Source organism: Lentzea sp. NPDC003310 (assembly GCF_040610935.1).
Lineage (GTDB): Bacteria > Actinomycetota > Actinomycetes > Mycobacteriales > Pseudonocardiaceae > Lentzea.
In genome coordinates, this window is the sequence record NZ_JBEXNC010000012.1 from 224,652 (window position 1) to 243,787 (window position 19,136).

The 19,136-nt window shown below is 70.7% G+C and carries 22 protein-coding genes; 6 read left to right on the plus strand and 16 right to left on the minus strand.

Annotated elements, in window-relative coordinates:
• Window positions 1-88 precede the first annotated feature (88 nt).
• Genes ABZX02_RS25720 through ABZX02_RS25730 form a run of 3 tightly spaced genes read right to left on the minus strand, consistent with a single transcriptional unit; the run spans window position 89 to window position 2,479 of the window.
• Complete coding sequence (locus ABZX02_RS25720; protein WP_355301408.1) at window positions 89-883, minus strand: hypothetical protein; 795 nt, start codon at window positions 881-883, stop codon at window positions 89-91.
• Entirely contained in the window at window positions 880-1,725 is an 846-nt protein-coding gene (locus ABZX02_RS25725) for a protein-ADP-ribose hydrolase (RefSeq protein ID WP_355301410.1), read from the minus strand. Before ABZX02_RS25725 ends, ABZX02_RS25720 begins: the two co-directional genes overlap by 4 nt.
• A 1-nt stretch (window position 1,726) precedes the next feature.
• Window positions 1,727-2,479: a nuclear transport factor 2 family protein gene (locus ABZX02_RS25730; RefSeq protein WP_355301412.1), complete on the minus strand. Its 753-nt coding sequence runs from the start codon at window positions 2,477-2,479 to the stop codon at window positions 1,727-1,729.
• On the opposite strand from ABZX02_RS25730, the gene ABZX02_RS25735 reads away from it, so the two are divergent.
• The gene (locus tag ABZX02_RS25735; RefSeq protein ID WP_355301414.1) at window positions 2,478-3,350 is read left to right on the plus strand and encodes a helix-turn-helix transcriptional regulator; all 873 of its coding nucleotides are present in this window, start codon (window positions 2,478-2,480) and stop codon (window positions 3,348-3,350) included. The genes ABZX02_RS25730 and ABZX02_RS25735 overlap by 2 nt on opposite strands.
• On the opposite strand, the gene ABZX02_RS25740 is transcribed toward ABZX02_RS25735, so the two are convergent.
• The 9 genes from ABZX02_RS25740 to ABZX02_RS25780 all read right to left on the minus strand — a co-directional run bounded on the left by ABZX02_RS25740 (window position 3,327) and on the right by ABZX02_RS25780 (window position 10,916).
• Window positions 3,327-4,178: an aminoglycoside phosphotransferase family protein gene (locus tag ABZX02_RS25740; protein ID WP_355301416.1), complete on the minus strand. Its 852-nt coding sequence runs from the start codon at window positions 4,176-4,178 to the stop codon at window positions 3,327-3,329. The two genes, ABZX02_RS25735 and ABZX02_RS25740, sit on opposite strands and share 24 nt — an antisense overlap.
• Entirely contained in the window at window positions 4,178-5,056 is an 879-nt protein-coding gene (locus ABZX02_RS25745; protein WP_355301418.1) for an aminoglycoside phosphotransferase family protein, read from the minus strand. Before ABZX02_RS25745 ends, ABZX02_RS25740 begins: the two co-directional genes overlap by 1 nt.
• 62 nt (window positions 5,057-5,118) lie before the next feature.
• Complete coding sequence (locus ABZX02_RS25750) at window positions 5,119-5,595, minus strand: GNAT family N-acetyltransferase (protein ID WP_355301420.1); 477 nt, start codon at window positions 5,593-5,595, stop codon at window positions 5,119-5,121.
• Window positions 5,592-6,044, minus strand: a complete 453-nt coding sequence (locus tag ABZX02_RS25755) for a winged helix-turn-helix domain-containing protein (protein ID WP_355301422.1) — start codon at window positions 6,042-6,044, stop codon at window positions 5,592-5,594. The genes ABZX02_RS25750 and ABZX02_RS25755 overlap by 4 nt, the downstream gene beginning before the upstream one ends.
• An 11-nt stretch (window positions 6,045-6,055) precedes the next feature.
• Window positions 6,056-6,985, minus strand: coding sequence for an ABC transporter substrate-binding protein (locus ABZX02_RS25760; RefSeq protein WP_355301424.1), 930 nt, complete (start codon window positions 6,983-6,985; stop codon window positions 6,056-6,058).
• Between the two features lie 10 nt (window positions 6,986-6,995).
• Window positions 6,996-7,721 carry an amino acid ABC transporter ATP-binding protein gene (locus tag ABZX02_RS25765; protein WP_355301426.1) on the minus strand — a complete coding sequence of 242 codons (726 nt, stop codon included), beginning with the start codon at window positions 7,719-7,721 and terminating at the stop codon, window positions 6,996-6,998.
• Window positions 7,718-8,590 (minus strand): amino acid ABC transporter permease, encoded by an 873-nt coding sequence (locus ABZX02_RS25770; protein ID WP_355301428.1) that lies wholly within the window; start codon window positions 8,588-8,590, stop codon window positions 7,718-7,720. The genes ABZX02_RS25765 and ABZX02_RS25770 overlap by 4 nt, the downstream gene beginning before the upstream one ends.
• 190 nt (window positions 8,591-8,780) lie before the next feature.
• The gene (locus tag ABZX02_RS25775) at window positions 8,781-10,052 is read right to left on the minus strand and encodes an LLM class flavin-dependent oxidoreductase (RefSeq protein WP_355301430.1); all 1,272 of its coding nucleotides are present in this window, start codon (window positions 10,050-10,052) and stop codon (window positions 8,781-8,783) included.
• A gap of 12 nt (window positions 10,053-10,064) precedes the next feature.
• The gene (locus tag ABZX02_RS25780; protein WP_355301432.1) at window positions 10,065-10,916 is read right to left on the minus strand and encodes an LLM class flavin-dependent oxidoreductase; all 852 of its coding nucleotides are present in this window, start codon (window positions 10,914-10,916) and stop codon (window positions 10,065-10,067) included.
• Window positions 10,917-11,061: 145 nt separating this feature from the next.
• On the opposite strand from ABZX02_RS25780, the gene ABZX02_RS25785 reads away from it, so the two are divergent.
• Genes ABZX02_RS25785 through ABZX02_RS25805 form a run of 5 tightly spaced genes read left to right on the plus strand, consistent with a single transcriptional unit; the run spans window position 11,062 to window position 14,517 of the window.
• The gene (locus ABZX02_RS25785) at window positions 11,062-11,451 is read left to right on the plus strand and encodes a MerR family transcriptional regulator (protein ID WP_355301434.1); all 390 of its coding nucleotides are present in this window, start codon (window positions 11,062-11,064) and stop codon (window positions 11,449-11,451) included.
• Window positions 11,439-11,750: a thioredoxin gene (gene trxA / locus ABZX02_RS25790; protein WP_355301436.1), complete on the plus strand. Its 312-nt coding sequence runs from the start codon at window positions 11,439-11,441 to the stop codon at window positions 11,748-11,750. The genes ABZX02_RS25785 and trxA overlap by 13 nt, the downstream gene beginning before the upstream one ends.
• Before the next feature lie 19 nt (window positions 11,751-11,769).
• Window positions 11,770-13,353, plus strand: coding sequence for a Na+/H+ antiporter (locus ABZX02_RS25795; protein ID WP_355301438.1), 1,584 nt, complete (start codon window positions 11,770-11,772; stop codon window positions 13,351-13,353).
• 10 nt (window positions 13,354-13,363) lie between these two features.
• Window positions 13,364-14,362, plus strand: a complete 999-nt coding sequence (locus ABZX02_RS25800) for a gamma-glutamylcyclotransferase (RefSeq protein ID WP_355301440.1) — start codon at window positions 13,364-13,366, stop codon at window positions 14,360-14,362.
• Window positions 14,359-14,517, plus strand: coding sequence for a hypothetical protein (locus ABZX02_RS25805; protein ID WP_355301442.1), 159 nt, complete (start codon window positions 14,359-14,361; stop codon window positions 14,515-14,517). Before ABZX02_RS25800 ends, ABZX02_RS25805 begins: the two co-directional genes overlap by 4 nt.
• Here ABZX02_RS25805 and ABZX02_RS25810 read toward each other — a convergent pair.
• The 4 genes from ABZX02_RS25810 to ABZX02_RS25825 all read right to left on the minus strand — a co-directional run bounded on the left by ABZX02_RS25810 (window position 14,514) and on the right by ABZX02_RS25825 (window position 19,074).
• Complete coding sequence (locus ABZX02_RS25810; protein WP_355301444.1) at window positions 14,514-16,091, minus strand: hypothetical protein; 1,578 nt, start codon at window positions 16,089-16,091, stop codon at window positions 14,514-14,516. The genes ABZX02_RS25805 and ABZX02_RS25810 overlap by 4 nt on opposite strands.
• An 85-nt stretch (window positions 16,092-16,176) precedes the next feature.
• Window positions 16,177-18,027 (minus strand): VWA domain-containing protein, encoded by a 1,851-nt coding sequence (locus ABZX02_RS25815; RefSeq protein WP_355301446.1) that lies wholly within the window; start codon window positions 18,025-18,027, stop codon window positions 16,177-16,179.
• Window positions 18,028-18,068: 41 nt separating this feature from the next.
• Window positions 18,069-18,251 carry a DUF397 domain-containing protein gene (locus ABZX02_RS25820; RefSeq protein WP_355301448.1) on the minus strand — a complete coding sequence of 61 codons (183 nt, stop codon included), beginning with the start codon at window positions 18,249-18,251 and terminating at the stop codon, window positions 18,069-18,071.
• Window positions 18,226-19,074 carry a helix-turn-helix transcriptional regulator gene (locus ABZX02_RS25825; RefSeq protein WP_355301450.1) on the minus strand — a complete coding sequence of 283 codons (849 nt, stop codon included), beginning with the start codon at window positions 19,072-19,074 and terminating at the stop codon, window positions 18,226-18,228. The genes ABZX02_RS25820 and ABZX02_RS25825 overlap by 26 nt, the downstream gene beginning before the upstream one ends.
• Window positions 19,075-19,136 lie beyond the last annotated feature (62 nt).

Below are 19,136 nucleotides of genomic sequence, written 5' to 3' on the forward strand. Positions count from 1 at the left end.
GGGTGGTGAAACTTTCTCACGTACGTAACCTGACGAATGGCACCAGATGGCGGGGCGTCTTGCTCCGATTCGCGGATAGCGCCGTGTGCTATGCCCGGGAGAGCACCTCCAGGGCGTCCGCCCGGACAGACACCGCCCGTTCACCAAGATCGGCCGGCACCTCGGCGTGGTCGCGGTTGACCCGCACCAACCGAGCGCTTGGCAGGGCGCGGACCAGCGCCTCGACGGGTGCGCGGACGACCCCCGGCGTGCTGTGCCCGGCGCCGATCTCGATCACGAGCACGCCGTCGCGGAGCCACTCACGCAGCCGCATCCCCGCGGGTTCGTAGTGGTCGGGCACGTATTCGGGACCCTTGTGCACGTTGAGGAACACCGCTCCCCCGCAGCGCGGGCACGACGGCACCGCGGACACCTCCCCCGTCGCCGCGTCGTAGGTGGCGAGCGCGGCCTCGACGATCGGCCTGCTCGGCCACGTCTCGCGCGTGCACGGCGTCTCGCACTGGTACCGGCCGTAGTCCCCCTGCGGTGTCCAGATCCGGTCCTCGGCGAACCCGTTGCGCGCGAACAACCCGTCCACATTGGACGTCACGACGAAGTGGTCGCGGGCGCCGACCAGCTCGCGCAACCGGGTGTACACGGGGTTCGGTCCCTCCCCGAACCGGACGTCGTCGACGTGCACGGACCAGTAACCCCACAGCAACCTGGGCGGCAGCGGCAGCCCGATCAGCTGGTAGCGCGCCCACAGGCCCCTGCGGTGCAGGACCGGGAACAGCTCCGCGAACCGCTCGGTGTCCGAGTAGTCGTACCCGGCGGCCGCCGACAGCCCCGCGCCCGCCGCGATCAGCACCCGGTCGGCCTCGTCCAGCCAGCGTTCGAGCGTCACAGCAGCTCCCGGTAGATCGTCTCGTCCTCGCCGCCGAACACCACGAAGACCACCCGGTCGACGCAGCCGGGACGGGCGGCGAGCCAGTCCCGGACGGTGCCGACCGCGACGCGCGCGGCCTCCCGCTTCGGGAAGCCGAAGATGCCCGTGCTGATCCCGCAGAACGCGATCGAGCGGATGCGCGGGACCTCGGCGGCCAGGTCGAGGCACGCCCGGTAGGAGTCGGCCAGAGCACTCACGTGGGCGGGCAGCAGCGGACCGGCCACGATCGGCCCGACCGTGTGCAGCACGAACGGCGCGGGCAGGTGGTAGCCGCGGGTGATCTTCGCGGTGCCGGTCGGCTCGGCCGTGCCCTGCAGCGCCATGATCGCCCGGCAGTCGGCCCGCAGCCGCGGCCCGGCGATGCGGTGGACGGCGTTGTCCACGCAGGCGTGCATCGGCTGGAAGCAGCCGAGCAGGGCGTCGTTGGCGGCGTTGACGACGGCGTCGGCCATCAGCAGGGTGATGTCCCCGCGCCAGAGCGCGACCGGCGCGGGCAGCGTCTCCGCGCTCACCAGCGGCCGCCGCAGCCGTTCCCCGCCGAGCACCGCGTCGAGCACGGCCACCAGCTCCGGGTCGAGCGGCGCGGGTTCGCGGATCGTCAGCACGGCCCTCAGCAGGCGCCGGCGTTCGAACGGCGTCCTGGGCACGTCGAACCGCCCCACCCACGGGTCGTCGCACAGCATGCGCAGGGCGAGGGTCGTGAGCCCGTCGAGTTGCTCGGCGGGAGCGGGCGCGCCGAGCGGCCGGAAGGGCTCGTCCAGCGCGACCGCGTCCCGGTAGTCGGACAGGGTGGCGAGCACGTCAGAACAGCCCGTTGCCGTGCGGCAGGGCGGCCGGGATCGGCGCGATGACGTCCCAGTGCTCGACGATTCGCCCATCCTGCACGCGGAACAGGTCCCAGTAGGCGACCGGTTCGCCGAACTCGCCTTCGGACTGCAGCAGCACGAGGTCGCCCTCGGCCACGACGCGGTGAACGGTCTTGTAGACGAGGTTGCGCCCCTGCCGCGCCCATTCGGCGGCCGCCGCGCCGAACCCGTCGAGCCCGTCCGCGGCCTCGGGGTTGTGCTGCAGGTAGGTCTCGGTGGAGATGTAGTCGGTCAGCACCGAGTAGTCGGCGTCCTGCAGGATCCGCTGCGCGAACTCCGCGACGAGCGCCCGGCTTCCTTCGGTGTCCACGTCGGCGGGCTGTGCCGCACCGTCCACCTGGGACCGTCCACTCGCGGTCCGCGGCACGACCGGCGTGAGCGCGTCCCAGTGCTCGGCGAGCTTGCCGTCCTCGACCCGGAACAGGTCGAACGCGACCAGCGGTTCCGGGCCGAAGCCGTGGTAGACGCCGTGCAGCGCGACGAGGTCGCCGTCCGCGACCACGCGCGCCAGTTCGTAGCGGAAGCCCTCGGGGAGGTTCGCGACGAGGCCGCGCAACGCCTCCGGCCCGTCCGCGACGAGCGAGCTGTGCTGGCGGTAGTCCGGTGCCACCCAGCGGTCCACTGCGGACGGGTCCTTGTCGCCGAACAGCTCGCCGGTGGCCTTGAGCACGATTCCCTTGTTGTCCATGGCTCACAGAGTGGTCCGCGAACAGCGTCAGATCGAGGTAGGATCCCGCCTCACCATGGTCAGAAGTGGACAGGTCGCCCAGTTCGGCTTCAGCAACCCCGACCGCGGGCGGCTGGGCCTCGAAGTGCTCGACCTGGGCGTGCTTCGCCGCAGGCTCAGCGAGGACACACTGTCCAAGGTGCACCGCACCGACTTCCACCAGCTGTTCCTGTTCACCGCGGGCACCGGCACCACCATGGTCGATTTCGAGGACCACGCGTGCTCGTCCGGCACGCTGCTGCACGTCGGTCCCGGCCGTGTGCTCCGCCTGCCGGTGGGCTCGGCGGAGGCGTCGATGGTGCTGTTCACCCCGGCGTTCCCGCCGCTGGCGCTCAGCCCGTTCGGCCCGGTTTCGCACGCGGTGCCTCCGGCCGAGCGATCGGTCTTCGGCCGGGCGATCGCCGAGCTGAAGCAGGAGTACCGGCGCAACCTGCTCACCGACGAACCGGTCGACCTGCTGCGCCACCTGCTCGGCGCGCTGCTGCTGCGCGTCGCCCGGCTGCCCGGCGACGCTCCCCCGCAGGACGCGCGGTTCGACCGCTTCCGGCAGGAGCTCGAGCGGTCGTTCGCGACCACCCGCAACGCCGCCGAGTACGCGGCACGGATCGGCTACTCGGCGCGCAGCCTCAACCGCATCTGCCTGGCCGCCACGGGCCGGTCCGCCAAGGCGTTGATCGACGCCCGCGTGGCCCTGGAGGCGAAACGGCTGCTCGTGCACACGGACCTGTCGTCGGCGGCGATCGGGCACCGGCTGGGGTTCAGCGAGGCCACGAACTTCACGAAGTTCTTCGTCCGCGAGACGGGCGTGTCACCCGGCGCGTTCCGCGCGTAGTTGAGCGAGGGTGTGGCGGGCGATGCCGGCGAGGAACGGGTTGCCGTCGCCGCGGCGGGCCAGTTCGAGCACGGCGAACTCCAGCGCCCAGCCGCGGGCGCGGGCCCAGGTCGCGTCGTCGACCCCGTCCAGCTCGCGCCGGAACTGCGCCCGGCCTCGTTCGTCGAGGAACCACCACGCGGTCATGAGGTCGCCCGCGGGATCACCGGCGGCCGCCCGGCCCCAGTCGATCACGCCGGTGAGCTCGTCCCCGGTGAAGAGCAGGTTGCCGCGGTGCAGGTCGGCGTGCACCCAGGTGAGCGGGCCGCGCCAGCGCGGCGCGGCGACCGCCTCGTCCCAGATCGCCGTGAACACCGGGTCGCCGCCGAGTTTCGCGATCGCCCAGCGCACCCCCGCGTCGCCGACGGAGATGTCGTGGCGGCCGCGGTAGGTGGTCCACGGTTCGCCGGTGGTGTCGGCTTTCTGCAGCGCCAGCAGGAACTCGGCAAGCCGGGCGCCGGTGTGCGGGCCCGCCGCCTCGATCGTGGAGACCTCGCCGGGCAGCCAGCGCACGACCGACCACCGGTACGGGTACCGCTCGGTCGGGGCGCCGAGGGCCACCGGTTCCGGGACGGCGAGCGGGAGGTGCGGCGCGAGCCGGGGCAGGACCTCGAAGTCCCGCGCGGCCTGGTCGCGGGCCTCCTCGACGCGCGGCAGCCGGACGGCGAGCTCGTCGCCGAGCCGGTAGATGGTGTGGTCGGTGCCGCCGTGCTCCAGTTCGACCAGCGGCAACCCGTGCCAGTGCGGGAACTGCGCGCGGATCATCTCGTCCACCAGCGAGCTGTGCATCAGGAGTCCCATCCGGGGCAGAGCTGGTCGAGGGTGCGGCTCGCGATGCCCGCGAGGAACTCGTTGGTGTCGCGGTAGTACGGCAGCGCGAGCACGGCGAGGTCGAGCGCCCAGCCCTTCGCGCGCGCCCAGTCGGCCTCGTCGTACTCGCCCATCTCGGCCCGGAACGCCTTGCGGCCGCGTTCGTCGAGGTAGATCCAGGCCGTCATGAGGTCGGCCGCGGGATCGCCGACACCGGCGCTGCCCCAGTCGATCACGCCGGTCAGCGCCGTCCCGGTGAAGATCAGGTTGCCGACGTGCAGGTCGGCGTGGACCCACCGGCCGGGCCGGTCCCAGCGCGGGGCGGCGATCGCGTCCTCCCAGATCCCGACGAGCCGCGGGTCGCCGCCGACCTGCTCGATGCAGGCCCGGACGGCGTCGTCGCGGTCGTCGCCGCCGTGGTCGCGCCGGCCCCGGCCGGCCTTCCACGGCCGGTCGGCCGGGTCGACCTCCTGCAGCGCGCGGATCAGGGTGGCGAGGCGCAGCGGGGTGTCCTCGGCCGCCTCCTCGGACGGCAGCATCCCGCCGGGCACCCAGCGCACGACGGACCACTGGTACGGGTAGGCGCCGGTGGGTTCGCCGAGCGCGACGGGCTCGGGGACGGCGACCGGCACGTGCGGCGCGACCAGCGGCACGGTGTCGGCTTCCTTGGCCGCCTCGTCCCTGGCCCACTCGCGGCGCGGCAGGCGCACCGCGAGCTCGTCGCCCAGGCGGTAGAGGGCGTGGCTGGTGCCGCCGTGCCGCACCTCGGTGACCGGTAACCCGTGCCAGTGCGGGAACTGCGTGCGGACCAGTTCGTCCACAAGGGACACGTCCGTGGCGGTCTCGCCGTCGAGCATCGATCAACTCCCCAGTCCGGCGTCCTGTGTAACACCGGGGCTTCGGGGCGAGCAATCGGTTTTCAGGCCGCCTGCGGCACGGTCAGCGCCTTCTCGAAGGGCAACGGCCCGGTCGGCACGGCCGCCACGTCGAACAGCGGGGTGAAGCCCGCCGCGAGGTACAGCCCGCGCGCCTCGGGCTGGCGCGGACCGGTGGTCAGGTACAGGCGCCGGTAGCCGAGGCGGGCCGTCTCGGCCTCCAGCACCTCCAGCACCCGGCGCGCGAGGCCCTGCCGGCGGTGCGACGAGCAGGTCCAGATCCGCTTCAGCTCCGCGGTCTGCTCGTCGTACCGCCGGAAGGCGCCGCCCGCCACGGCGTTCCCGTCCCGCAGCAGCACCACCAGGCCGCCGTGCGGTGCGGTCAGCTCGTGGTCGGGGAACCGCGCCATCCGCTCCCGGGCCGCCGGGCCGTACCTGCTCACGTACTCGTGCAGCAGTTCCGCCATCATCCCGGCGACCTCGGGGGCGTCCGGCCGCGTCCAGAGGACCTCGTCGGTCACCCGGCCCGCCGGTCCGCGAGCCGCACCACGTTCGGCGAGCGCTCCACCCGGCACCGCGCGCTCGACGCGACCAGGTAGCCGACACCGCGCACGGTCTGGATGACCTCCGCCGCGTCGCCGAGCTTCTGCCGCACCCGCCGGACGTGCACGTCGACCGTGCGGGCGCCGCTGTAGTCGTCGTTCACGCCCCACACCGTCGCCAGCAGCTCGCGCCTGCGGTGCACGCGGTCGGTGTGCGAGCACAGGTGCAGCAGGAGCTCGAACTCGAGCCGCGTCAGGTCGACGGGCCGGTCGTGCACCAGCACCTGCCGCGTGTCGGGCAGGACCCGGACGTCGACCTCCTCGACCGTGGCCTCCAGGGCGGGCGCGAGACCCACGTCCTTGAGCGCGCCGAGCAGCCGCACCGCGGTGTCCTCGTCGTCGGTGTCGATGGTGATGCTGAACCTCATGACGCACCTCCTCAGCTCTTCGGCAGACCCTGCGGGTTGATCTCCGACGTCGGCACGGCCTCCTCGGACAGGCCCCAGCGCTGGAGCACCTCGGCGTACTTGCCGTTGGCGATCAGCTGGTTGAGCGCCTCCTGGACGGGGCCGACGAGCCCGCTGTCCTTCTTCGTGGTCGCGGCGATCTTGCCCTGCACGGTGGCGCCGCCGGAGAAGTTGCCGATCACCTCGGTCTGCCCGGACGTCTTCACGTGGTAGGCGGCGGGCGGGTTCGGGCCGAGGTAGGCGTCGATGCGGCCGGACTGCAGCGCGAGGTAGTAGTCCGAGGAGTTCTGGAAGTACTTGATGTCGGTGGCCTGCAGCCCGGCGGCGACGTTCTGCGCGCTCCAGTCGACGAGGATCTTCTCCTGGTTGGTGCCGGACGTCACGGCGATCACCTTGCCCGCCACGTCCTTGGGCTCCTTCACCTTCCAGGTGCCGCCCTTCTTAGCCTCGAACGCCAGGGTGTCGAGGCGGTAGGTGGCGAAGTCGTACTTCTCCTTGCGCGCCTCGGTGACCGTGATGTTGGACAGGCCGAGGTCGTAGGCGCCGCTGTCGAGGCCCACGAAGAGGTTCTCCCAGGAGGAGACCTCCAGCTTGGCCTTGAGGCCCAGCACGTCGGCGACCAGCGTGGCGATGTCGGTCTCGACGCCGATGACGGTCTTGTCGTCGGTGGCGTAGAACCGCAGTGGTGGTGCGGTGCCGGCGGAGCCGCCGATTGTCAGCTCCCCCTTGGTTCTGAACTTCTCCGGGACCTTCGCGGCGATCTTGTCGTCCTTGGTCGCGGTGACGCGGTTCTGCTGCGGGGTCAGGTTGACGCCCGGGTCGGACCCCGCCTGCTCCTCACCACCAGCGGTGCCACACGCGGCCAGACCGAACGCCAGCACGGCGAGAAGTAGTTTCCGCACGACGAGCTCCTTACTGCAGGACCTTGGACAGGAAGGCGCGGGTGCGCTCCTGGACGGGGTGGTCGAGCACCTGGTCGGGTGCTCCTTGCTCGACGATCACGCCGCCGTCGATGAAGACGATCCGGTCGGCCACCTCGCGGGCGAAGCCGATCTCGTGCGTGACGACGACCATCGTGGTGCCGGACCGGGCGAGGTCGCGCATGACGTCGAGGACCTCGCCGACCAGTTCCGGGTCAAGCGCGGAGGTCGGTTCGTCGAACAGCACGACCTTGGGGCGGGTGGCCAGTGCCCGCGCGATGGCGACGCGTTGCTGCTGGCCGCCGGAGAGCTGCCGCGGGTAGGCGTCCTCCTTGTCCGCGAGCCCGACGCGGCCGAGGAAGTGCCGCGCGTCGGCGAGGTCCGCGACCTCGGCGATGTTCTCCAGCGCGGTCAGGTGGGGGAACAGGTTGAAGTTCTGGAAGACGAACCCGATGTCCTTGCGCTGCTTGAGGATCTCGCGTTCCTTCAGCTCGTGGAGCTTCCCGCCACGACGCCGGTAGCCGATCAGGTCGCCGTCGATCGTGATGTACCCGCGGTCGACCTTCTCCAGGTGGTTGATGGTGCGCAGCAACGTGGACTTGCCGGACCCGGACGGCCCGAGCACCACGACGACCTCGCCCGCCGCGACCTCCAGCGACACCCCGCGCAGCACCTCGAGCGTCCCGAAGCTCTTGTGCACGCCCAGAACCTCGATCACCGGCGGTCTCCTCGCGCGAAGTAGCGCTCGACGTAGTGCTGGCCGATCGAGAGCAGGGTGGTCAGGATGATGTACCAGACGGTCGCGACCATCAGCAGCGCGACGACGCGGGCGTTGCGGCCGTAGATGACCTGCACCTGGTAGAAGAGCTCGCCGATGGCCATCACGGAGACGACCGACGTGCCCTTGAAGAGGCTGATCACCTCGTTGGCGGCGTTGGGCAGGATCGAGCGCATCGCCTGCGGCAGCACGATCCTGCGGAACTGGCGGAACCTCGGGATGCCCAGTGCGGCGGCGGCTTCGAGCTGGCCGCGGTCGACCGAGATGACGCCGGACCGGACGATCTCCGCCGCGTACGCCGCCTGGTGCAGCGCGAGGCCGAGCACGGCCGCGCCCATCGGACTGATCAGCGAGATCGTCTCGAAGCTCACGAACTCCGGCCCGAACGGGATGCCGAGCGAAAGCCGTTGGTACAGGTAGGAGATGTTGAACCAGAACAGCAGCTGCACGATCAGCGGGATCGACCGGAACGCCCAGATGTAGGTCCAGCCGACGGCGCTCAGGAACGGGCTCTTCGACATCCGCAGCACCGCGACGACGATGCCGAGCGCGAACCCCAGCGCGGTGCCGGACACGGTCAGGAAGATCGTCGTGCCAACGGCGGTGACGATCGACTCGGCGGTGAAGTACCGCGCGAACGTCGGCCAGTCCCAGGCGGGGTTCGTGACCAGGCCGTGCACGAACTGCGCGGCGAGCACCAGCACGAACGCGACGCCGACCCAGCGCCACGGGTGGCGGGCGGGCACGACGGGTAACGCGGAGAGATCGTCGTCCTTTGTGGACGGTGGAGTCAGCGTGCCAGAGGTCATGGCGAGTCCTTGCTGCGGCGGGGAACGTGGGACGAGCGAGCGGAGTCAGCTCGTACAGCTGATGAGACAGCGGGAGGACAGGGCGGTCATCCTGTCCTCCCTTCCCTGCGCTCTTGAGGAGCACTCACTCAACGACGCTCACGTTAGGTTCGGAGAACCTGCCGGGCAAGGACGTCCAAAGGTTGAACAACTATCGGATACCGAGATGATCCCTCAACGTCGGACCTGAGTACTCGGACCGGAAGACACCGCGTTCCTGCAGCAGCGGCACGACGGTGTCGGCGAACTCGTCGAGCCCGCCCGGTGTCACGTGCGGCACGAGGATGAAGCCGTCGGCGGCGTCCTGCTGCACCAGGTCGTCGATCTGCGTGGCGACGCTGTCCGCCGACCCGATGAACGTCTGCCGCGCGCTCACGTCGATCACGAGGTCCCGGATGGACAGGTTCTTGGCTGCGGCCCTCTCCCGCCACTCCCGCACGGTCTGCGCCGGGTCCTTGAACATCCGCACGCTCGCCCGCCCCTGCGCGATCGTGTTCTCCCCCGTCACCGGCTCGACGTCGGGCAGCGGGCCGTTCGGGTCGTAGCCGCTCAGGTCGCGGTTCCACACCTGCTCCAGGAACCGGATCGCGGTCGCCCCGCTGACCTGCTGCCGCCGGACCACCGCGGCCCTCTCCTGCGCGTCCGCGTCGGTGTCGCCCAGCACGAACGTGGCCGCAGGTAGCACCTTCAGCTGGTCGGGCGTGCGGCCGTACTTCGCGAGCCTGCCCTTGACATCGCGGTAGAACTTCTGGCCCGCCTCCAGGGTGCCGTGCCGGGAGAAGATCGCGTCGGCGGTGGCGGCGGCGAACTCGCGGCCCTCCTCGGAGTCCCCGGCCTGGAGGATCACCGGGCGGCCCTGGGGCGAGCGCGGGACGCCGAACGTGCCGCCGATGTCGAAGTGCTGGTCGCGGTGCTCGAACGGCCCCACGCCCGTGTCGAACAGCTTCCAGGCGGTGCGCAGGAACGACTCCGCGCGGGTGTAGCGGTCCTCCTGGGCGAGGAATCCGCCGCGCCGGAAGTTCTCGCCGGTGAAGGCGTCCCACGAGGTCACGACGTTCCAGGCGGCGCGGCCGTCGGACAGATGGTCGAGCGAGGCGAACTGCCGGGCCACCTCGTACGGTTCGTTGAAGGTGGAGTTGATCGTGCCCGCGAGGCCCAGGCGCGTGGTGACGGCGGCCAGCGCGGCGAGCACGGTGAACGTGTCGGGGCGGCCGACGACGTCCAGGTCGTAGATCTTCCCGCCCTGCTCGCGCAGCCGCAGTCCCTCGGCCAGGAAGAAGAAGTCGAACTTCGCCCGCTCGGCCGTCTGTGCCAAGTGGACGAACGAGTCGAACTCGATGTGGCTGCCCGCCTGGGGGTCGCTCCACACGGTCGTGTTGTTCACGCCGGGGAAGTGCGCGGCGAGGTGGATCTGCTTGGTCATCTCCGCGCTCCTCTAGGCGAACTGGTTGGCGGGCCGGGCGAGGCCGAGGTGGCCGCGCAACGTCGTGTGCTCGTACTCGGTGCGGAACACGCCCCGTTCCCGCAGCTCCGGCACCAGTTCGCGGGTGATCCGGCGCAGGTCGCCGTGCAGCCGGAAGCCCGCGAAACCCTGTTCGTGCCAGGCGATCAGCTGGTCCGCGGACGTGGTGGCGTCGACGTCTCGGAACACGAGCCTGTCGGAGGCCGAGGCGTCGTCGGAGAACACGACGTCGCCCAGCGGTTCGGTGGCCGCGATCAGCGGGTGGCCCTGGGGCGGGCGCGGCGTGATGGACGGCCCGCGCACCTTGAACCACCGGCCCTCGAAGTCGATGTAGTGCAGCTTCTCGCGGTCGACGAACCGCCCGGTGGCCTCGTCGCGGATCTCCGCGTCGTCCTCCCAGCTGTCCCACAACCGGCGCAGGACCTCGGCGTAGTCGCGCGCCTCCTCCCACAGCTCGGGCTCGGGACCGACCGTGCGGCGCCCGAAGTGCCGCGCGTCGGCGGCGTCGGGCGCGACGGTCAGCTCGACGCCCGCGCGTCCCCTGCCGACGTGGTCGAGCGTCGCGATCGCCTTGGACAGGTGGAACGGCTCGGTGTGCGTCACCACCGCGGTCGGCACCAGGCCGACGTGCGTGGTCAGCGGCGCGACGCGCGCGGCCGTGAGCACCGCGTCGAGGCCCGGCCGGCCGCCGAGCGAGTCGCCGAACGTCACGAAGTCGAGCGTGCCGAGTTCGGCCTCGCGCACGAGCTCCGCCCAACGCCTTGCGGTGAAAGCCTCTTCGCCGGTCGCGTGCAGCGCGGCGGCCAGGTGCAGTCGGGTTCCCACAGGTCCCCCTCCTCGTCGTTTCCCCGCATTCTGTGGGCGTTCCGGGTCGTCGCGCTGAGGCGGCCACTGGGTGGGACTCCCTTCGGGAGCGGGAATATTTTCCGGAGTTGCCTTGACGCGCACGTGAAGGTTTAGCGTTCCGGGCATGAGGATCGGCGAACTGGCCAAGCGAGCCGGCACCACCACGCGCGCGCTGCGCTTCTACGAGTCCGAAGGGCTCCTCGACGCGCCGCGCACGCCCAACGGCTACCGCGAGTACGACGAACACCACCTGCGGCTCGTGCGCGAGATCCAGTCGCTGCAGGCGGTGGGCCTGTCCCTGGAGGACACCCGCCCGTTCGTCGCGTGCCTGCGCGCGGGCCACGAGTCCGGCGACTCGTGCCCGGACTCGCGGGAGGTCTACCGGCGCAAGCTCGCCGAGGTGGACGCCTGCCTGGAGCGGCTCGGCGCCGTCCGGGAGTTCCTGCTGGCCAGACTCGCCTTCCAGGACCCGTGCCTCGTGCCAGAACCCAGGGAGTTCCAGTGCAGCAGCTGACCGACGCCACGTTCGCCTCGCAGGTGGGGACCGGCACCGTCCTCGTGGAGTTCTGGGCGCAGTGGTGCGGACCGTGCCACATGCTCACCCCCGTGTTGGAGGAGATCGACCGCGAGCGCGACGACCTGACCGTCGTCAAGATCAACGCCGACGAGAACACCGCCACCGCCCGCGACCACCAGGTCATGTCACTGCCCACGCTGCTGCTGTTCCGCGACGGCGTGCCGATCCGGCAGATCGTGGGAGCGCGACCCAAGTCCCGCCTGCTGGCCGAGCTGGATGACGCGCTGAGCGCCTGATCGGCCTATCTTCTAGCGCATGCTCGGTCTCGAACTCGTCGTGGTGCTGGGTGTGTGCATCCTCGCGAGCAGCGTCGTGGCCGGACGGGTGCGCGTCGCCGCCCCCGTCCTGCTGGTGGTGTGCGGCGCGGTGCTCGGCTTCGTGCCCGCCTTGGAAGAGGTCAGCCTCCCGCCGGAGGCGATGCTGCTGATCTTTCTGCCGGCCCTGCTCTACTGGGAAAGTCTCAACACGTCGTTGCGGGAGATCCGCAGCAACCTCCGCCCGATCGTGCTGCTCAGCACCCTGCTGGTGCTCGCGACGGCCGCCGCCGTGGCGTCCGTGGCCCACGCCCTCGGCCTCGACTGGGGCCCGGCGTGGGTCCTCGGCGCCGCCCTGGCCCCCACGGACGCGACCGCTGTGTCCGCCATCGCCCGCGGCATGCCCCGCCGCACGACCACGATCCTGCGCGCCGAGTCCCTGATCAACGACGGCACGGCCCTGGTGATCTACGCGATCGCCGTGGCCATCACCGTCGGCGAGCAGCAGTTCAGCACCGGCCGGGTCAGCCTGCAGCTCGTGCTGTCGTACGGCGGCGGCGCCGTGGCGGGCCTGCTCGTGGCCTGGCTCGCCGTGCAGGTGCGCAAGCGCCTCGACAGCCCGTTGCACGAGACGGTGGTCAGCATCCTGACGCCGTTCGCGGCATTCTTGCTGGCCGAGACTGTGCACGGGTCCGGCGTGATCGCCGTGGTGACGTGCGGCCTCGTGCTCGCCCAGGTCGGGCCGCGCATCGTGCGTGCCGACACCCGTCAGGTGAGCTACGCGTTCTGGGGCATCGCGACGTTCGTGCTGAACGGTGCCCTGTTCGTCCTGATCGGACTCCAGGCCCACAGCGCTCTGCGCTCACTCGACGGCTCCGAGGTCCTCGCGACGTTCGGCGCCATCGGCCTGGTGGCGCTGACGGTGGTCGGCACGCGCATGTTGTGGAGCTACACGACGCCGTACGTGATCCGCGCGCTGGACCGCCGCCCACAACAGCGGTTGCGCCGGGTGGGTGCCCGGCAACGCCTGGTGTCGTCGGCCGCCGGGTTCCGCGGCGCGGTGTCGCTGGCCGCCGCCCTCGCCGTGCCCGAGACGGTCGTGGGTGGCGGGCCGTTCCCGTTCCGCGAGGAGATCATCCTCGTCACGTCCGGCGTCGTGGTGCTGACGCTGATCGTGCAGTCGGTGATGCTGCCGTCGATCATCCGGTTCTCCCGCCTGCCCGAGGACACGGCGCTGGACGAGGAGCTGCGGCTGGCCCAGTCGACCGCGTCGGAGGAGGCCTACGAGGCGCTGCCGTCACTGGCCGACAAGGTGGGCGTGTCCGACGTCGTCTACAAGCGGGTGCGGGCCGAGTACGAGCACCACCTCGAGGTCGTGCGGGCCCGTGAAGCCGGGGACGAGGAGGTGGCCCAGTCGGAGGTCGAGTACACGGCGTTGCGGCTGGAGCTGATCGCGCACAAGCGGTCGACGGTGGTGCGGCTGCGGGACGAGCAGGCGATCGACGACATCGTGCTGCGGACGATCCAGCGCAAGCTCGACATCGAGGAGGTGCGGCTGGCCCGCCGCGAGGTGGAGGAGGATTAGGGTTGGGCACGTGATCACTCCACGGGAGCGCGTGCTGAACCGGATCGCCGACCACCTGGTCGGTCTGGGCGGCCCGCTGAGGGTGGCGGTCGACGGGATCACGGCGTCGGGCAAGACGACCCTGGCCCGCGAACTCACGGCCCTGGTGGCCGCGCGGGGCCGTTCCGCCGCCCACCTCTCGATGGACGGGTTCCACCACCCGCGCGCCGTGCGGCACCGCTTGGGCCGCGACTCGGCCGAGGGCTACTACCAGGACGCGTACGACTTCGCCGCGTTCTCCCGACTGGTGCTGGAGCCTCTCGGTCCGGACGGGGACCGCCGCTACCGCGAACGGATCATCGACCTGAGGTCGGACACTCCCCTGGACGAGGCCCCGGTCGAGGCACCGGACGACCTCGTCCTCGTGGTGGACGGCAGCTTCCTGCAGCGCGACCTGGAGTGGGACCAGGTCGTGTTCGTGGACACGCCGTTCTCCGTCGCCTTCGAGCGCGGGACACGGCGCGACACCGAACCGCTGGGCGGCCTCGAAAAGGCGGAGAAGGCGTTCGACCAGCGGTACCACGCGGCCAGCCGCCGGTACCTGGCCGAGGTCGGGCCGGCCTCGCGGGCGACGGTCGTGGTCGGGAACGCGGACGTGGACCAGCCCGTGCTGCACCGGATCGGCGGGCCGGCGGACGCGGTCGTGAACCTGTTCTCGTACGGCACCCTGCAGTCGGAGCCGGTGCAGGTCTCGCACTTCGGGCGCACGCTCGTCGGCAAGTCGGACGTGCTGCCGGGCCACCGGCAGGACTGGGTGACGATCACCGACCCCGCGGTGGTGGCGGTCAGCGGGACTGATCGGCACCCGATCGTCCGGCGGGCCGGTGCCACCGACTCGGTCGCCGGGACGGTGCTGGAGGTGACGACCGCGGAACTGGCCGCGGCCGACATCTATGAGGTGGACGACTACCGGCGCTCGCTCGTGCGACTCGGGTCCGGCCTCGACGCGTGGGTGTACCTGCGGGCATGAGCGAGAACGAGCCGACTGCGGCCGTGGTGCAGACAGGGGCCGTCCACGTGTACCGGGAGTCCGAGGCCCTGCGGGCGGCGTGCGACGAACGGGCAGGACATGCCGGGTTGCGCGGGGACCTGACCAACCACTTGCTCAGGCTTCTCAGCCACTAGCCGACCAGCGACAACCCCCGGCGCACCGGCTGCGGCTCCACGAAGGCCGGCGCCGCCGAAGGGATCTCGACCTCCTCGCCGCCGATCTCCCGCGTGATCCACGCCCCCGACTCGACCATGACCTTCAAGGTCCGGGTGTCCAGAGCGGTGATGCGCCCGTAGTACCACTCGTCGGTGGCGAGCGAGCCCATCCGGTCACCCATCCGCTTCTTGATGTCCAGCACGCGCTCGAACAGCGTCTGCACCAACGCCGCGCGGTCGCACGGGCCCTGGAGGCCGTCGCGGATGCGGTCCTCGATGCCGCGCGGGGTGCCTTCGGCGTCGGGCATGAGCATGGTGGTCCAGGCGCGGGACTTCTCGCGGTACTGGAGCTGCTGCATGATGCCCTCGTGCTGGGCGAAGTCGGCGGCGCGGAAGGGCTTGCCGTTCCAGCGCTTCTGCAGGTTCACGGCCAGGGAGAGCGCGCTCTTCAGACCGGTGTTCAGGCCGCGGCCGGGCCAGAAGTGCAGGGAGTTGGCGGCATCGCCCAGGAGGAACCCGAACGTCGACGGTGCGAGCTGGGCGGTGAACTTCGACATCTGCTGCATGCCGAGCGTGAACGAGGTGATGCCCACGACGTCGGCCGCTCCGACACCGAAGAAGCGCAGGCCGTCGAGGATGCGGGGCCACAGGTAGGAGAGCTTGTCGACGGACGGCTTGAACACCGCGCGGTGGCGGTCGCAGACGAAGCGCGAACCCGACGGTCGCATGGTGCAGCCGAACTTGCCGATGCACGACACCGGGCCGCTCTCGCCCAGCGCGACGATCTCGGAGGCCTCCTCGGCGGTCAGGCGCATGTTGATGAAGCCGCCGCCCATCGAGTTGAACAGGAACCTGTTCTGCGCCACGGTCAGCGGCACGGTGTGCTCGTCGGGGGACTTGGCGGTGACGCGGATGCCGAGCACGCGCTCGTCCAGCGGCGAACCGTCCACCGAGAACAGTTCACGGCTCGGGGTGCCGAACTGCGCGGAGAACGCGTCGCGCGTCGCGGAACGGGCGCCGTCGGCGATGGCGAGGACGTGCGTGCCGTCGAACTTCGCGGGCGGCGTGTAGGCGCCGGCGACGACGTCGATGCCGTAGACGTCCTGCGCCATGTCGAGCAGGGCGTCCTCGATCCAGCGGATCTTGATGTTGCGCGGCCTGCCCTTGGACGCCGGGGAGTCCGGGCCGAGCGGCCACATCTCGGAGAACCGGCCGGGCGCGAACAGGCGGTGCTGCACGGCGAGGGGCAGGGCCGCCCAGACGTTGCTCTGCAGCGTCACGACCTGCTCGCGGCGGTTGTTGCCGTCGGACTGGTCCTTCCAGACGACGCGGTCACCGCGGCGCTTCCAGCGGCGGTCGTGCACGCGGATCGAGACGGCATCACCGAGCTGCGCCTTCAAGGTGCACGCGAACGCGAGACCGACGGGGCCGCCGCCGGCGACGTCCACCCGCAGCGGGGCCTTCGGCCGCAGCGGCACGACCTTGGCACCCTGCTTGGGCAGCAGCACCGTCGGGCCGCACTGGCCGATCAACACCGTCTTCTCGTCAGCCATGGCACTGTCCCCTCGTTCCCGTTCGACAGCGGGTACACGTGGCGGGGCGGGCAACGGTTCAAGGGAGTTCGGGAAATTTTCCCGGCTACCCGAACCGGTTCCGCGCGAAGCCGGAACGGCTCCGCCCGAACGCGTTCAGCGCGTGCACGGCGACGGCCTCACCGGTGTCGGAGAACGCCCGGACGGTGCCCAGGTTCGCGGTGAGGCTCATCAGCTTGCGGAACGTCACCTGGTCGTCGCGGAACTGCGGCGCCGGGGTGTGGGCGTGGGCCTGGCGCAGCGTCTCGACATGGCCGGACAGCCGGGAGTTCGCCGTCTGGCGGTCGTTCTGGTAGAGGTCGTCGAGCGCGTAGAACGTGATCTCGCTCGTCCACAGGCCGACCGCGTGCGCGAAGACCGTCTCCGGCGAGATCGTGCCCGAGGCGCCCAGTTCCAGGGTCTGCCGCCGGTTCTCCCCGGCGACGACGTCCACGTGCTGCACGGTGGCGGCGCCGAAGACCGAGCCGGGAGCCTGCACCTCCAGCACCACCCAGTAGGTCTCGTCGTGCGCGAGGTCCGGCGCGAAGATCCGGATGCCGCCGTCCTGGGTCACGAGGTCCGGCAACGACTCGACACCGAACTCCTCCCGCGCGCGTTCTCCGGCGGCGGCCACGTCCCGCTCCACGCGGGCACGGGCCGGGGCGTCGGTGATGAGGTCGTGGCCGTAGAGGTGCCACGCGGTGACGGTCTCGTCTAGCGTGATCTGGAGCTGGATGTTCAAGGCCGCCAGGTGCTCGCGCCGGGCGAGGTCCTCGGCGAGGGTGAGGCGCACGTCCTCGGGATCGGTGACGAGCGTGCAGAACCCACCGGTCGTGCCCGCCAGTGCTTCCAGTTCGCGCATCCGGGCGTCACGACCGAAACCGAAGCACGACAGCGTCAGCTCGCCTCGCGCCCTGTCGGCGACGTTGCGGCGGATCGCGATCCAGTCGCGTTCGCCCGAGTTCGGTTCCCCGTCGGAGAACAGGTAGACGCAGTTCACGATGCCCGGCTCGGCGTGCCGGGAGATCTCGTCGATGCCGTAGAGCACGCCCAGGTTGATGTCGGTGCCGCCGTGCGCGTTCAGCTCCGAGACGACGGCGTCCAGCCTCACCTGTGTCAGGGACGCCTTGGGCGTGGCCTTGAGCACCGTCCTGGCCGTGGTGTCGAACGCGACGATGCCGAGGACGTCCGTGTCCCGCAGCTGGGTGTAGAGCTCGCGGATCGCCGTCCGGACCGTCCCGATCTTCAGCCCGCCCATGGAGCCGCTCGTGTCGACGACGAACACGAAGTTCACCGGCACGGACCGGGCGGTCGGACCACTCGCCTCCCCTGCCCGCAACGCGATCTCGACGAAGTGGGTGGTGTTCTCGTTGGCGCGCAGGTTCGCCAGGGCGGGAGACACCCCGGAACTCACCGCCAGACCCTGTCCGGGCGGCGGCACCGGGATGCCGGACGGGTCGGAGGCGACGAAGTCGTCGAACCGGATCTGCTCCTGGCCGATCAGCACGCCCTCGTCGATCAGGTCCTTGATGCCGAGGACAGCCCTGGTGCCGAACGCGTTGTTGCGTCGCACGAACAGGCCGTCCCTGGGCAGCGGCGCCTGCCTGCCGGTGAGCGGGACCTCCTCCGACAGCCACCGCCCCATGCGGCCGTCGATGGCGAAGGCGGGCACGTCCGCCTCGTCGAAGAGCACCTGCGGCAAGGCCCCCAGGTCCGGCTCGAACACGTTCTCGCTGATCACGAGGTCGACCGGCCGTTTCTCCGGTGGCACACCTCCGCCAACACCGCCGATCCGACCTGTGGGTACCGACCCGGCGCGGCGCAACCTGTACCACCGGTGCTGGTACCGACGCCAGAGCCACACGCCCGCCGCCACCACGAGCAGCGCCACACCTGCCAGCACCCACACGAGGTTCATGTGATCGTCCTAGCAGGCTGCTCCGGCGAACGGAGCAGTTGTCAACTAACTGGCAACCTCTGGACGAAGCTCGCCCAGGCGCTGACACCGAACGTCAGCACGCCGCCGGCCGGGTTCTTCGAGTCCCGGACGAGCGCGTCACCGGACAACGACACCTCGACGCAGTTGTCGTCCTCGGTCGCGCCGCTGTAGCTGCTCTTACGCCAAGCGCGGGCCTCGCTCATGGAGTTCCTCTCGCGGTCGGCCGACGTGGTCCGCCAGCACCGTCCGCGATTGTTCCTCACTCAGGGCGACCTCGGCCAACCGCTCGAACAGCAGCCGGGTGCGGGCGATGGCGCCGGGGTCCTGCACGAACACCTTCGCGAGGTCGGTCGAGGTGAACGCGATGGGCATCGCCTTGTCGTACTCCCACAGCACGCAGCTGGTGGCCACCAGCTGCGCCGAGGCGGGGACGATGCGGATCCTCGGCGCGCCGAACAGCAGCTTGGCGTACTGGTCCTCCATGACCCGCGCGCCGCCGACCTCCGTTCGCAGCGCGTGCTCGTGGATGTAGAAGAGGCAGGCGGGCCGATCGTGCCGGTTCAGGATCGCCTGGCGTTCCATGCGCCACTTCACCACCGCGGGGATCCGCTCCTCCACGATGTAGCCGCCCATCCGGTAGAGGCTGTCCGCGTACTCGGGCGTCTGCGACAGGCCCGGAATCGCCTGCGCGTCGTAGCTCGTGATCGTCCTGGCGGTCGACTCGGCGATGGCCAGTGTGCGCAGGTTGTCCGAGACCTGGACGATGTACTCCTCGAACGCGTTCTTGAAGCGGCGCTTGAAGTCCTCGAAGAAGTCGATGTCCTTGCCGCACATGGAGAGGTACTGCACGAGGTCGATCTCGCTCGGGCAGTACTTGCCGCGTTCCAGGGTGGAGACCTTGCTGGGGTCCCAGCCCAGCCGGAGGGCGAAGGCAGCGCCCGTGAGGTCGGTGGAGCTTTCGCGCACTTTGCGGAGTTCCTCGCCCAGGTCTCGGCTGTAGGCGGTAGAGGGAGTGCTGGTGGCCATTCCTCGACCGTAGGGCTTGCTCGAAGAGCAACAAGGTGCACAACAGGGTGAAATCGGGCGGG